We start from the raw sequence: 14,125 nt of genomic DNA on the forward strand, positions 1-14,125 counted from the left end.
GTATTCCTACAAGGGGTACTACAGGTAAAACGAGGATTTTATACGCCCACACTTTTCATCAAATCATATTTAATCATTTACTATTTATTTCTTTTCACTGCATTTTCCTCAACTTCTATTTCTTGATCAAGTCTTCCTGTAGTTCTTTAAGCAAATTTATGTATTCTTCGGACTCAATTAACGAATCGTTCTGAGATTCCCCTTGTTCTGAATCACCAAAAATATCTTGAAGGAGATGCTCACCTTGTTTTTTGAAGTATTCTAACATTTTTTTTATTTCTTCAGGTGAAGTCCTAGATAGTGCCTTTACAGCTGTCGGGGAAAATACATGCTCCACTTCGATGCCTAATATTTTAAGATAAGAAACCGTATTTCTATTACTATTTTTAAAATTTTTATACGTAGTATGATGCAATACAATAATACCCGAAACGTCTTGGCCTGGATTCTGCTTTTTGTACAATTTAATAATTGCTAGGAGTTTTAAAGCATCATTTCTAACCTTCCTATCTTGGTAGTCCTTCCAGTTGCTTGATTTCCAGGCATATGTAGAATAAGCTTCCACTAAAAAAGTTTTTCCTTCATTGGTTTCAAACATTGCATCTATTTGGGGCTTTACTTCCCGTTCACCAACTTGAAAGGTCGGTTTATAATCGGATTGAAACTTTGTTATAGTATATTTTTGTTCACACTCTTTTTTAAAGTCAGCTATCATCTGTAATTCTTCTTGTGACATTGACATGTTGACACTCCTTTATGGATTTATTAGTTAAAAATACCATATTCTATTCTAAAACAATATCATTCTAAATCTATATGAATTAGTACTGTAAAACAGATTCTTGTTGGGGTCCCACCAACATTTTAACGAAAATATACGCTAAAGATATGCAGGATTTCATGCAGGTTGCGAGAACGGTTTGAACTGCCAAATGCTGTTGCGACAGGGATGTATAAAACCTTGCGTACAGCGTAGGGAACAGAAGGTTGGCAAACTCTTGTTATGAATGGATTTCTCGGATTTGGTTACTGCTGATAATGTTACGTTATGTTAACCTTACATGAATATCCTATTCATCCAAATTTGCACAAAATTGTCCTTGCTAATGGTACAATTAGGATAACGGAGGAATATTATGGGATATCTTAATCAGCTTTATGTAATACTGTATTTTATAATCGGCATTGCAATATTCGAATTCTTCAAGTCTGATTCACCAAAAACTAAGGATAAAAATCTAACATTCATAATGGTCAGTTTAGGGGTAAATCTATTCACAATTCCAGTGGCTTTTTTTATAGGTGTGATGGCAACAGACTCTCCAGATAGTACTGAACTTGATTTTTGGGGAGGATTTCTCTTTATTCAGGCAATACCGCTCCTCATACTACTTGTAGCTTTGATGTGGTGGTTTATCCGCAAGGGCAAAGAAAAGATCGATACATAGAATTTTAAAATGACTTCCGCTAACGATAATTATGTGACATAAGGGCCCTTCAGATTACTTAAATTGGAGGGCTTTTAATAGTTTCCTAAATACATTGACTCCCGATAATGACGGGTTATGTAAACCTCTCATGTATAGGATATACATAGTTTCTTGTTCAACTAACGAGCAGTTTAGTTCAATAAGACCGTATGATAAAATTAGCATAAAGGTTTGTATTAGAGGTGCTGTTATGGAAAAGTTTTTCGTTACGGATGGAAATAATTTTTCCGATTTTAAAGGTTTTTGTAAGACGTTTTCAAATCAAGTGCTTTCAGGGAAATACCAATAGAATGGGAACCTTGATGGGGGGATTCGGAGATATAGATAGTCAAGAAGAATTCACAATTATTTGGAAAAACACTGCTAAATCAAGAAAAGACTTAGGAATATTGCAGTTGGTGGATTCAAATTCTACGTAGATTCTATGGTTATGGAGTTTTCTATGAGGTTTAGAGAAAAGGAGAGATTTTAAAATGGATCCAAAGAAAATCGTTTATTCGTGGACAGGTAAAGAAGAGTATGAATTTAAAGACGATCATAAAGGTGAATGTGAAGCCTGTGGTGATGAAGCAACTTTAAACGAGGATAATGTTTGTGAAGATTGTTATATTATTTCTATGAACGAAGATGAAGATTTTTAATAAGAATACTAGATAAGAATAACCTTCCATAATTGGAGGGTTTTTTTTAAAATAAGCGTACAATCGTTAATATATTGGTAGCTTATTCACTTTATACGCGAAAAAAGAAATGATATGTTCTTGTAAAAATAAAACCAAACTATCTTATGTAACTAACGGGATGCTTTAATTGAGCAAGAAACTCAAAACTTTTAACTTCCGAGAACGATAATTACGTGAACATGAATACCCTCCAGATTGCTTGTTGGAGGGTATTTTTGTAGACTCCTAGATACATTGAATCCCGATAATGTTACGTTATGTCAACTTTACATGAATATCCTATTCATCCAAATTTGCACAAAGTTGTCCTTACTGATGGTACAATTAGAGCGATGGAGGGATATTATGGGAGATATTATTTTTTATGGAAAACTGTTTCTTATATTCGGCACTGCAATATTCTTATTCTTCAAGTCTGATTCACCAAAAATTAAGGCTAAAAATCTATCATTCATTATGGTGGGTTTAGGAGTGAATCTACTCACATTTCCAATGGCTTTTTTTATAGGTGGGATGGCAACAGCCCCTCCAGATAGTACTGAACTTGATTTTTGGGGAGGATTTCTCTTTATTCAGGGAATACCGCTTCTCATACTACTTGTGGCTTTTTTGAGATTTATCCGCAAGAGCAAAGAAAAAATCGATACATAGAATTTTAAAATGACTTCCGCTAACGATAATTATGTAAATGAGCTGTCCATATGGGCGGCTTATTGTATTTTTTGCTTAGCGTGGGGTTTTTCCAAAATGCTGGTGGTACCCCATATCCATCAACTTAAGAAAAATAAATGCCCCCAAAACGAAAAATGAGCTGACTTCTCAGAGTAACTACCTGTAGAGAAAGAAAATTTTCATTTAGGGGGGATATTAAAACCTTAGCTTGATGGGCATGTGGCGTTACCCCTAATAGGGGTCACATCACCGAAAGTGAAAAATTGTACGATAAGAGTTCATAACCCTGTTATAACGGGCTTTATCCTATCTCAACTTGTGTTCAGAAACATAAAAGCTACAGGTTAATATGGACATTGATTTTGAAATGAGTTTATGAACAAATTTATCACGTAAAACGTTGATATGATTATGTTTTATACCTATGTTCAATAACATAGGATTTTCTGTACAAAACATGAAATTATGTCTAAACGTACATGGAATCAGTTAAATTGTGTCCAAATTGTGTCTAAACGTACAATTTTGTACTTTTGGTGACGTGACCCCTATTACGAAATGTTAGTTATCTAGTTTACTCCTTGTTAATGAACATAACACATTTAAATTGGGAGAAGTGTAATATTAAGCCTCGCCTCCCTAAAAAAAGAATCCTATCCAAACTGGACAAGATTCCAAAAATGAAAAAGGAGATTTTTACATTTCGTTTCCAAGCTTAATACAAGTATAGTTTTGCTACAAATTCGTAAAATCACATTTTCACCCTAGAAAACATGAAAATATATCACCAAGAAAATGAACAAATGTGTACATATGTATACTTCTTTTTCGACACTTTTTTTTATGACAAACTCTTTATTACCATGTCTTTCAGAATAGTATTGGTATTACAAAACATCGGCCGCTTTTGTCGAAAAAATAAATTTTAAAAAAAAAAGAAATTATACATATACCTTGTGTCCTTTTTTAAAAAATAATACAATATATGGAGAAAACACCGGGGATACATACATCAATGAAACCGTTTCTATTATTTATTGATTGGATATTTCAAGAAGTATATGAAAAAGATGGTATGCCGAAGGGACCAATAACAAGAAATATCAGTTATAATAGAAACATAGTAAAAAAGCCTATCGTCTCCTACAACGATAAGCTTCATAAGGTGGTGAGTTCATGGATACACAAACAGCGTTAGTTATCTGTGCCATTTTAACAGTGGTATTTACTGTACTATTTGGCGTTTTAACTCTTGTAGTAAACGTCCTCACCAAAAAATAGTATAAAATGGTATTTGGTTTTTATTTAAAGTATCACAAGTCTCCTACAACTTGTGGTACTTTTTTCTTTATAAGATAATGTATACTCAATACACATTCAATATGCAATATTGAATCCTAAGTACATTATACGTCCAATCATTCCGTTTTTTCAAGATAGCAACTCAGAGTTTACAAAACAATTTGTTAATTGAAATACAGTATGTTATACCAAAATCCCTTAATAGGCGTACCACCAACATTTTAACGAAAATATACGCTAAGCAATTTTCGACATGAAAAAACGTTGATTTTACTACTCTAAGCGACTTATTCAGTCTCAAAAACGAGGGTATTTGAGAAAAATGAAATTCATCCTAAAATATGCTGAAAATAGCTCGAAATACGTCTCAAAACCCATCTTTAAATCAAAGTCTCAATTGAAACAAGCGATATTGAGTTTTGAGAATACCTTAACGTATAAAAAAGTTAAAATGTGCGTGCTACCCCAATATATAAAAAGAAATAAATGAGATTCTTTCTGAGGAAAAAATATATTCACCCTTCCACAATTAGTAATTAAATATTATAATTATATATAAGAATGTGTGGTTAGATTTTTTAACTTGTGCTTCGCAAGTTTTGACGAAAATGGTAGGAAGACTTGTTTTCCGCCTCGTAGTGTACCGATAGTTATCGATCCTGTAGAACGTAATGAGTAACCACACGTTCTCTTTTTTTTTGAGGAGGATATTATGCAAACTTTTGAAAATATAAAAACATTAGATGACCTTTCTATAATTTTGAAAATTCCGAATAAAAAATTAACTTATATATTATATATTGTAAAACCAGATAATTCATACAAATCTTTTAAAATACCTAAAAAAAGTGGTGGTGAAAGAACAATAAATACCCCTTCTACTGATTTAAAAGATATTCAAAGAAGTATAGTGAAGATTTTGTGGAAGCAACAAAAAATATTATGGGAAGAGCACAAAATTAAATCTAATATTTCTCATGCCTTTGTGAAAAAAAAGGGCATTCTAACTAATGCAAGAGTACATAAGAATAAACGCTATGTTTTTAACATGGATTTAGAAGGCTTTTTTGATAGTTTTCATTTTGGAAGAGTTCGTGGTTTCTTTGAGAAAAATAGAGATTTTTTATTCCCCAAAAATATAGCCACCATACTAGCTCAGCTTACTTGTTATAATGGTTGCTTACCTCAGGGAGCACCTACATCTCCAATAATAACTAACTTAATTTGTAACATTTTAGATATGAGATTATTAACAGTCGCAAAAGAATTTAAATTAGACTATACAAGATATGCAGATGATTTAACTTTTTCTACAAATGATGAAAAATTTGTAGAAAATCTAGAGGATTTTAAAACTAAAGCAAAAGAGATTATAAACCACTCTGGTTTTAAAATTAACGAAAAGAAAACTCGCTTACAATACAAAAACTCTAGACAAGTTGTAACTGGTTTAGTTGTAAATAAAAAGGTTAATGTAAACAGAGAGTTTTATAAAGAAACTCGTTCCATGGCTAATACTCTATATAAAAAGGGGAAATTTGAAATAAATGGAAAAACAGCAACTATTAATCAACTTGAAGGTAGATTTGCATTTATAAATCAGATAGAAAGATATAATAATGGGATTTATAAAAATAATAATGCTCCATTAAAACTATGTGATTTAAATGGTAAAGAAAGACAATATCAAATGTTTTTATTTTATAAATATTTTTTTGGTAATAGTAAACCTTGTATTATTACCGAAGGTAAAACAGATATTGTTTATATTCAATCTGCCTTAAAGAATTTATATGAATCTTATCCAAAACTAGTCAAAAAAAAGGCAGATGGTACATATCAATTTAAAATTACTTTTTTAAGAAGATCTAAACGACTAAGATATTTTTTAGATTTTCAGCTAGATGGCGCTGATACTATGACTAAACTTCATAATTTTTATTGTAATACTAATAATAATAGTTATCCAAATTATCCTGAAAAATTTAGAAAACTAGGTACTACACCAAAAAATCCAGTAATTTTTGTTTTAGATAATGAATTGCACAACAATGAAAAACCTTTAAGAAAACTCATAAAAAATGTGAAACTCGATAAGAATTTATCTGAATTTGACTCTTCCAAAGAGAAATATCATATAAATATTACATCTAATCTTTATCTCTCAACTCATCAATTAGTAAAGGGCCTTCAAGAATGCGAAATAGAGGATTTATTTGACGACAATACACTTAATACTAAAATATATGATAAAACTTTTGAACGGGACTCTAAAAAATATAGTGATAAAAAAAATTATGGAAAGGCCGCATTTGCAGATTACATATCAAAGAATTATAAAGATATTGACTTTGAAAATTTCAAACCATTACTGAACAATATTAATGAGATTATAACTACTTATTCTCTATCCTGATTTTATTGTTTGCATATTGTTTGTAATCGAAAGAAAAAAGAGCTTAGAACCCTTTTAAATTAAGGATTCTAAGCTTCTTTTAATTATTCCCACTCGATTGTTACTGGTGGCTTACTTATTGCATCATAAACGAGGCTACAAAATGTTGATATGGCAACGTTTACAGTTATTTCAAAATTGATCGAATTCAAACTATAAAAGACTTAGTAAAATGTTTAGAAAATGATTTTATTTTCCGTTAAGGGGTAGCACCACATCGCTATCAACTTAAGAAATTAAATGTTCCTCAAAACGAAAAAAATGAACTGAATTCTTATGGACACATATGAAAAGATGAAATTTTCGTTTTGGGGGCACTTCAAAATGTTAGCTTGATGGGCATGTGGTGGTACCCCCTGTTTAAGAATCCTTGCTGTAAAAGGATTCTTTTTTTTGTTCCAAAAGGTATACCTTTTGGAACGGTGAAAACTAATGTAAAACCAATGTTCCTAAACGTCAAAATTATACTTTTGGAACGTTTCTAAAAAACAGATACCTTTAGGTACATATTTGCTATAATATTTATATAAACATCAAGAAAAGGAGATCCTGAAGCTTTGAATAACAGAAAATTCGCATACATCCGTGTAAGTAGTAAAGAACAAAACGAAGGCAGACAAATGGAAGCAATGAAGCAAGTTGGTATCGATGAAAGAGACATTTTCATTGATAAACAGTCTGGCAAGGACTTCAATCGTCAGAAATACCAACTTGTAAAAATGATGTTACGGGAAGGAGATGTTTTATATGTACAATCACTAGATCGTTTTGGGAGAAACAAAGAAGCGATTTTAAATGAATGGAAGGATATCACTAAAGATATTAAAGCACATATTGTTGTACTTGATATGCCTTTATTAGATACAACTAAATACCAGGATAATTTGGGAAATCTCATCACAGATCTAGTGCTTCAAATTCTTTCTTGGCTTGCTGAAGAAGAACGAACGAAGATAAAAACTCGACAACAGGAAGGAATCAAGTTGGCTAAAAAACAGGGAATTCATCTCGGAAGACCTAAAGCAGTAATTACAGATGAATTTATATCCGTTTATAATGCCTGGAAGACCGGAACAATTACAGCTGTAGAAGCCATGAGGCAAGCCGATATATCTAAAACTACATTTTACCGACTTGTGAAGAGGTATGAAAATAAAATATAAAAGTTGAATTGAGGGGGAAAACATGGGGAGAAATGAATTGTGTTTTTGTGGTAGTGGAAAAAAACAAAAAAAATGTCATAATGATGTAGATCAAAACAGTTATATTGGAAATCTTTATAAAAAATATCATAAAATAGACAACATCGTTTCAGATTACAAAACTACACATAAAGATTTTGAAAATCATCCTTGTGGAAAAGGATGTTTCAATTGCTGTTATGATGTCTTTTCCATTTCAATGTTGGAATTTGAATTACTTTTAGAAGAAATTCGCAATATCGGTATAGAATTTGCTGAAACTGTTTTTAAAACGGCACTTAAATATTTAGATTTATTACGCACCAGTAATCCTGATCTATACAAAAGGCTGGAAGAAGATGTGAGTTTTCAAGATAAGAGAAAAATTGACTTTAAAGATGTAGATCAATATCAACAAACAGAAAGATTTCCATTCCCTTGTCTATTATTAGATGAAAGTACCGGAACTTGTACAGTTTACGACAAAAGACCTATGATCTGTAGAACATTTGGCACTACTCATAACACTTTTTCATTAATGGTAGGTACTCATGAATCAGCAGTTTGTGAACATATTCCTAATATGCATGTTAATGCATTGCAAACACCTGAAATCGAACTTGTTGACTCAGAAGTAAATAGAATGCTTAAAACAACATATCAAGGACAAGAAATCCTTCCAAGAGATTATCCAATCTTATATTGGTTTAAGATATATCACAATAAAAACATCAAAAAGGGAAGACCTGTCTACTCTTCTTTAGTTCCTTCCTTCTTTTACAAAAAACCGGGAAGTATTACAATTGCTGAGTTAATGCCTTAACAACAGTAAAATATATAGCATGTAAATAAAGANNTCTTTATTTACATGCTATATTTGTAATACAAGAAGCTTTGATATATAAAACTTTTTGATTTTCGTCCACAAGTCTTAACTCATTCCGGAATGTATCAAAATAATGTATATAACCCAAAGTGTTAAATAGAAGTAAGGGGTTTTATAGTTTAATTTTTGTCATTCTATAACTATAAATAATTTAGCTGTTAGACAGGGGGAGAGGTTTGAATGAATAAGAAGATTGAGGAAATAATTGTTAAATCATTTTTTAATAAAAGGATTCAACAAAGAGTATTGTTCGAGCTTTTTTCTCCAAGTAAAAGGTCATATGCATTAAGTAGGCTATGCCATAATTATTCGATTACCCTCTGTGGAAAATTTATGAATCATATCCCTAAACCTAATTCAGACCCTGAAGAAATAGAAAGATTATTGATTAAACAAGGTGCTCAGGATATTTGTTATGTTATGTCTATGAACTCTTCTACTGATGGGGAAGAGCTGGATTTAAAGACAGCCATAGAGCAATCAGTAGGTGATGGTATGCCTTACCTAATATCTTGCATCCATGGAAAATTAGCGTATTTTCAAGCAGAACAGGATTACGGAGCTCCACAGAGATTTATATTAAAAAGATAAGAAGATGTTATTAAACTAGTGGAGACAAGAGATATAGCGGTATTGCTTAGGCGTAGGCGGTCTTTTTTATTTTACGTTGAATGGGTTAGTTTAAGAAGAAATAGTAATATTTTTTATTTTAAAGTTAGAAGTATTAAAGTGATGCCTGTTTAATAGGAGGGCAATATGAACATTTACATATTTCAGTTAGAAGCTATCCCCCATTTAGATAATCCAGAAAGAGAAGAATGTATAGGGGCATTCGTACTTTGTTGGGTTAAATCAATAAATATAAATTCAGCTTTGAATAAAGCGAAAAAGTATGTCAGCAATCAGGGGTGGAATGTAATAAGTATTGAAGATCAATTTATCGGAAGTCGAAATATGTATGAAGGAGACAATGAAGACGAGTATTTACTTGAATGCTTCGACGAAGCAATGAGAGATGGGATTTCTGCAATATTTTATATTTGGTCTAGTGAAGACGATGAATAGGTGAAATTGATTGAGCACATTATTTATGAATGCCACATTTAAAGCACGATTAACAGAGGAGGTTCTTGGAAAGCTGCTGCTGTAGCGGTAGTATAGGTCGGTCTGTGTAGGAGGAGTCGCTTTAAAAAGTTCTAAAAAAGCATATCGGGATTATAAAGCAGGAAAATTTTCGAAAACATATAGATTAGTTAAAAAAGTTGCTAACCGGCATGGTGGGACTGTTAAAAGAGCAAAAGGCGATGGCTGGAAAATTAGCGTACCAGATGGCAAAAAACCTCTTGTTGTTAGAGTTATGAACAAAGGATCGGGTGGCAGGCCTAAACCATATTTTAGGATAAGTAAAGATGGAAAAGGTTAGATTGAAAAAATGGTAATTTGTCTAGTGATAAGGGGGTTACACATGTTACTTTATCGAGAAAATCCTACAAGCAGATTGTTCATAGAATCAATAAATATAAGGGATGGTAGTTAGAATGGATAGCGATAATTTGAATACTCTACTTAATGAAATGTGGTCGGGTGTGGTTGAATCCTTCAATATCAATATTTTGTTTCATAAAATAAATCTAGATATAAAAGTAGTTGAACATGGTGAAATCCTAAAATATAAGGTTGAATTTAAACAAGTTTCTTCTTTTTACTTCCTTGAAAATTGTGGTGAAAGAAGATTGAACCCAATTGATCCTGAGATCGATGAGTACATTGAATTAACTTCAATTGACTTCTATAGGCATGGGGTAGGAAAAATCGAAATTAGTTCTTCTAAGGAGGAATGGGCAAATCAGTATTTCTCATCAGCAAATTTTGCAATTGAATTCTGGGATGCAATGTTGTTCATAGAAGCTAAAAGTATCGTAATCAATGGAGAAGAATTTATAGTGGATTACCCAATCTAAAAACTTTGCCAACTCAGTAAGTTATAGAAAGGCTTTAGTATAGTTTTAGTCTAAAATTAGATAATATTGGATACTTCATTGCATGTAAGAAAAATATCAATTTTTTAAAGATTATACAGCGAGTTTCTAATGATATCAGTCTTTCTAAAAAACAATTGTTTTTTTATGGAATTTTATTATAATAAACATATATTTTATATATAGAAACTTTGCAACCAATATTACTTATTAGCTAGGCCAGAAGCCGATTTCCTTAGCGTACAGGAAATCGGCTTTTTCTTTATGAAATTTTGCTTAGCGTACGAAATTCGCGTTTTGTTGGTGCTATCCCAAATTGTATTTCTATTTTTAATTTTGTACTCGAAAACCGAACCCGTTATAAATAAGTGATACTCTTTTTTAATTGTATTAATTGCCTTTTTCTTTATAAATTGGTTTCATATTAATTTTAGCAAAATTAAATTTATCAACATGCATCACCAATTGTTTTTCTTCAGATACTAATCTCTGCTTTTTCTTTTGCTTTTCAATAGGAATAAAGCGTATATTGTACTGTTCTTTGATACCTTGAATCATACAGTTTAGTACAAAAATTGAAATTGTAAAAAACACCAAAGGTGCTAATGCAATCCAAGGTGCCGTTAATAATTCACTTTTATTTAATCCGATTAGTCCCGACCATTCATTTGTAAGCGAAAATGAAGTTATATTACCACTAAAAGGATCCATTTCTACTCGCCTTCCTCCAATTAAAACTCCAAAGAAACCCAAATGAATCAATAATATAAATAATTGAACCGTTTGCTGAAGAAAAAGAATAACAAGTATTTCCTTTAAGTAAAGCCAAATATGTTTTCGCAGCAAATAAAACTTTGAAGCACCTAATACAATGGAACTGGTAATGTATTCATTCTTCATAAAAAGGTTTATTTCTTGGCCAATATAAAGAATAAGAGTTGGTAATGTAACTACGCAAAGAATAAGGAATTGTTTCACAATAATAGATGAACTAAAACCAGTTTGTTCACTTTTCAACATCAAAGGCATCATAAACAAAATAATCCAAATAATCGTTGGAACGTAGAAATACACTTTAAACGCTTTTTGAATAAACTTTTGCACCTTATATGGTGTATATGCCAATAGACTTCCTAATACTGTCCCTAATACCATCTGAATTAAACAAATTCCAAGAACAAATATAATAGTAAATTTTGCTCCAATAATTAATTTGAAAAATAAGTTATATCCACTTCTATCTGATCCAAACGGAGGCATTAATGAAGGAGGGAACGGCGCACTTTGAGAAACATTACCATCGGTATCTTTAAGGAACAATTGTTTATGGGAATACAAGTCTTTTCCATACCATGTAAATAAATAGCTAATTAATACAAGCCCTGCAAAAAAGAAAACCCCAAACCAAAAACGTTTAGAACGAATTAAACCATTATTCATTTGCAACTCCTCCTGTAGTACGATTTACATGATAATGAGCAACTGCAAATGCTAAATAGAATGGGATAAACAAAAAAGTAATCCACCGTGCTAATGTTAATGGACTTAGGGACTCTGGCTTTAAAATAAATGACATATACCCATAAATATTGAATGCTGCTTCTACCAACAATAGACTTGAGACTAAAAACAAGAAAATAGATTGTAGATGGTTTAGTAAGTGATACATTACATTTCGAAATAAATGGACAAATAGGATATATCTTTTACTTAAACCTTTTGCATGAGCAAATTCTACATATGGCTTATTTTGTTCATCTAATAAAAAGAGAACCATCATTCGGAAAAAATGAAGTGTGGGAACAATAGTCATACAAACGATAGGTAAAAAGTATGCTTGCTTATCTCCAAATGCATAAATATTTACTATATTTAACCCTGTTTGTTTAAAAATCCATACAAAAAATAGTTGTAGCATAAATATTAATAGCAAATCAGGAACAGACTCGATAAGGATTAAACATCGTTCAATTGCTTTTTTTATTTTAGAAGAGGACAATAGATAACAAAACGAAAGACAAGTAGCGCACAAAACGGTTAAGCAAATTGAAGCAAAAAGAATAGTAAATGAGTATAAATAAGGCTCCCAAATTCTTTCCACAAAAGATACTTGGTGCATTGAGGTAGCATGTGGATAGAACATACTCAATGGGGAAAAGAAATTCTTTAAGTAAACATCAAAACTAATGGTACGGACTCCTAAAAGAAAAAACGGCATATAACTAATAATAGCAATCACCAAAATGCAAATGAAAAATTCAAAAATTTTTTCTCTTAAAAATTTTTTCATTTTCAATCCCCTTTTTCAATATTAATAACCAACCAAAAAGAGAGAACATTCAGATTAGAACTATTCTTATTTATTCTCAATAAACGCCAAAATTTCCTTCTTATGTAAATCACTCTTCGCATACTCTATTAGGGGTACCGCCACATCGCCATCAAGTTAAGATATCGGTTGTTCCCCAAAACGAAAAAAACGAGCTGAATTTACATGAATAACTGTCAAGAGATAAAAATTTCGTTTTTGGGGTACCTTAAAATCTTAAGTTGATGGATGTGGGGTTCAGCCGAGATACGTGTATTAACTATACTAAATAAAACCATTGTCCTTATAGTTCTTTAAGTAAGGTTTATGGTTTTTTTTATCTTTAAATAAAGAATAACTATATTAATTCTTCAAAGTATTTAAAGTATTTTAAGGTGGGGATGTGGTATTAATGAATTTCACTGAATACAGCTAATGATTATAGCCAGTCATGTTATTCGGTTAAAAGGCCATTTAATGGAAGAAGGCCCACTGAGCTAACGTGCAGGATAATTAAATAAGTTTTGGAAAGGATACATCTTAAAAAAGGTGCAAAAAATGAAAAAAATAATCCTTTCTGTCTTACTTTTGTTAGTTTCAATTGGTACTGTTGAGAAAGTATCTGCTCGTTCATTACAATCAACTGAAGATACATTAGAAGTCGTTGAACATCAAGAATTATCAATAAAACAAGCGATTGAATTAGCATATCCTTCTGCATTGGAATGGAATAAAAACGCTCAATTATTACAGGGAGTTAATATAGATAAAGATAAGCCCGGGAAGTCAATTGGGAGCAATGGTAAAAGAAAATACTGGAATATTGATTTTGGGGTGCCAGATACTAATAAAGTATTTTTAGTCACTATCTATGAGGGGAAAATTGTTCAAGCAAAAGATGTAACCGGGAAAGGTGATTCTCCTTATCCTAAAGAAGGGTTTATGAGATTGGAAGATATTAACTACGACTCTCCTCAGTTATTAAAAAAAGCATTAGAATTAGGGGTTCTGGTGCAAAAATGTTAGTTAGAAACATAGAGTAGCAATTTTCTCTTCATTTCTATCTTATGAAGCTAAGCCAAACAATTTATGAATAAATTCTTTCTGGTTTTGGACAGACTTGTCCAGTAAAACAAGTTGCCCTTTTTTCATCATATGCATGGCTTCAA

At 31.5% G+C, this 14,125-nt stretch carries 13 protein-coding genes and 1 pseudogene; 10 read left to right on the forward strand and 4 right to left on the reverse strand.

Features of this window, described 5'->3' with window-relative positions; all coding sequences use genetic code 11:
• Positions 1 to 115 precede the first annotated feature (115 nt).
• On the reverse strand, positions 116 to 742 hold the full coding sequence (locus tag CN326_RS22720; RefSeq protein ID WP_098311227.1) for a hypothetical protein: 627 nt from the start codon (positions 740 to 742) through the stop codon (positions 116 to 118).
• 394 nt (positions 743 to 1,136) lie between these two features.
• Here CN326_RS22720 and CN326_RS22725 point away from each other — a divergent pair, with 394 nt between their 5' ends.
• The 9 genes from CN326_RS22725 (at position 1,137) to CN326_RS22770 (ending at position 10,630) form a co-directional block, all read left to right on the forward strand.
• Positions 1,137 to 1,448, forward strand: a complete 312-nt coding sequence (locus tag CN326_RS22725; RefSeq protein WP_098311228.1) for a hypothetical protein — start codon at positions 1,137 to 1,139, stop codon at positions 1,446 to 1,448.
• A gap of 515 nt (positions 1,449 to 1,963) precedes the next feature.
• The gene (locus tag CN326_RS24805) at positions 1,964 to 2,131 is read left to right on the forward strand and encodes a hypothetical protein (protein ID WP_176524755.1); all 168 of its coding nucleotides are present in this window, start codon (positions 1,964 to 1,966) and stop codon (positions 2,129 to 2,131) included.
• A 357-nt stretch (positions 2,132 to 2,488) separates the two neighbouring features.
• A complete protein-coding gene (locus CN326_RS22735; RefSeq protein WP_098311239.1) occupies positions 2,489 to 2,824 on the forward strand; it encodes a hypothetical protein in 336 nt (111 codons plus the stop codon).
• Between the two features lie 2,035 nt (positions 2,825 to 4,859).
• Complete coding sequence (locus tag CN326_RS22745; protein WP_098311231.1) at positions 4,860 to 6,563, forward strand: retron Ec67 family RNA-directed DNA polymerase/endonuclease; 1,704 nt, start codon at positions 4,860 to 4,862, stop codon at positions 6,561 to 6,563.
• A 596-nt stretch (positions 6,564 to 7,159) separates the two neighbouring features.
• Positions 7,160 to 7,765: a recombinase family protein gene (locus CN326_RS22750; RefSeq protein WP_098311232.1), complete on the forward strand. Its 606-nt coding sequence runs from the start codon at positions 7,160 to 7,162 to the stop codon at positions 7,763 to 7,765.
• A 22-nt stretch (positions 7,766 to 7,787) separates the two neighbouring features.
• Positions 7,788 to 8,606, forward strand: a complete 819-nt coding sequence (locus tag CN326_RS22755) for a YkgJ family cysteine cluster protein (protein ID WP_098311233.1) — start codon at positions 7,788 to 7,790, stop codon at positions 8,604 to 8,606.
• 243 nt (positions 8,607 to 8,849) lie between these two features.
• Positions 8,850 to 9,260 carry a hypothetical protein gene (locus CN326_RS22760; RefSeq protein WP_098311234.1) on the forward strand — a complete coding sequence of 137 codons (411 nt, stop codon included), beginning with the start codon at positions 8,850 to 8,852 and terminating at the stop codon, positions 9,258 to 9,260.
• Between the two features lie 165 nt (positions 9,261 to 9,425).
• Positions 9,426 to 9,734 (forward strand): hypothetical protein, encoded by a 309-nt coding sequence (locus tag CN326_RS22765; protein WP_098311235.1) that lies wholly within the window; start codon positions 9,426 to 9,428, stop codon positions 9,732 to 9,734.
• A gap of 473 nt (positions 9,735 to 10,207) precedes the next feature.
• Entirely contained in the window at positions 10,208 to 10,630 is a 423-nt protein-coding gene (locus CN326_RS22770; RefSeq protein ID WP_098311236.1) for a YxiG family protein, read from the forward strand.
• 408 nt (positions 10,631 to 11,038) lie between these two features.
• Here CN326_RS22770 and CN326_RS22775 read toward each other — a convergent pair whose 3' ends face one another.
• Complete coding sequence (locus tag CN326_RS22775) at positions 11,039 to 12,088, reverse strand: hypothetical protein (protein WP_098311237.1); 1,050 nt, start codon at positions 12,086 to 12,088, stop codon at positions 11,039 to 11,041.
• Entirely contained in the window at positions 12,081 to 12,938 is an 858-nt protein-coding gene (locus CN326_RS22780) for an ABC transporter permease subunit (RefSeq protein ID WP_098311238.1), read from the reverse strand. The genes CN326_RS22775 and CN326_RS22780 overlap by 8 nt, the downstream gene beginning before the upstream one ends.
• 576 nt (positions 12,939 to 13,514) lie before the next feature.
• On the opposite strand from CN326_RS22780, the gene CN326_RS22785 reads away from it, so the two are divergent.
• Entirely contained in the window at positions 13,515 to 13,982 is a 468-nt protein-coding gene (locus tag CN326_RS22785; RefSeq protein WP_255258196.1) for a hypothetical protein, read from the forward strand.
• Positions 13,983 to 14,021: 39 nt separating this feature from the next.
• On the opposite strand, the pseudogene CN326_RS22790 reads toward CN326_RS22785, so the two are convergent.
• Positions 14,022 to 14,125, reverse strand: a pseudogene (locus CN326_RS22790) (IS6 family transposase); the annotation flags it as partial.

The organism is Bacillus sp. AFS018417, from assembly GCF_002560985.1.
Classification (GTDB): Bacteria; Bacillota; Bacilli; order Bacillales; family Bacillaceae_G; genus Bacillus_A; species Bacillus_A rhizoplanae.

Bases quoted from the DNA above. Each gene is read 5' to 3' on its own strand.
- CN326_RS22720 (WP_098311227.1), bottom strand. From the start codon at position 742: ATGTCAATGTCACAAGAAGAATTACAGATGATAGCTGACTTTAAAAAA.
- CN326_RS22725 (WP_098311228.1), top strand. From the start codon at position 1,137: ATGGGATATCTTAATCAGCTTTATGTAATACTGTATTTTATAATCGGC.
- CN326_RS24805 (WP_176524755.1), top strand. From the start codon at position 1,964: ATGGATCCAAAGAAAATCGTTTATTCGTGGACAGGTAAAGAAGAGTAT.
- CN326_RS22735 (WP_098311239.1), top strand. From the start codon at position 2,489: ATGGTACAATTAGAGCGATGGAGGGATATTATGGGAGATATTATTTTT.
- CN326_RS22745 (WP_098311231.1), top strand. From the start codon at position 4,860: ATGCAAACTTTTGAAAATATAAAAACATTAGATGACCTTTCTATAATT.
- CN326_RS22755 (WP_098311233.1), top strand. From the start codon at position 7,788: ATGGGGAGAAATGAATTGTGTTTTTGTGGTAGTGGAAAAAAACAAAAA.
- CN326_RS22760 (WP_098311234.1), top strand. From the start codon at position 8,850: ATGAATAAGAAGATTGAGGAAATAATTGTTAAATCATTTTTTAATAAA.
- CN326_RS22765 (WP_098311235.1), top strand. From the start codon at position 9,426: ATGAACATTTACATATTTCAGTTAGAAGCTATCCCCCATTTAGATAAT.
- CN326_RS22770 (WP_098311236.1), top strand. From the start codon at position 10,208: ATGGATAGCGATAATTTGAATACTCTACTTAATGAAATGTGGTCGGGT.
- CN326_RS22775 (WP_098311237.1), bottom strand. From the start codon at position 12,088: ATGAATAATGGTTTAATTCGTTCTAAACGTTTTTGGTTTGGGGTTTTC.
- CN326_RS22780 (WP_098311238.1), bottom strand. From the start codon at position 12,938: ATGAAAAAATTTTTAAGAGAAAAAATTTTTGAATTTTTCATTTGCATT.
- CN326_RS22785 (WP_255258196.1), top strand. From the start codon at position 13,515: ATGAAAAAAATAATCCTTTCTGTCTTACTTTTGTTAGTTTCAATTGGT.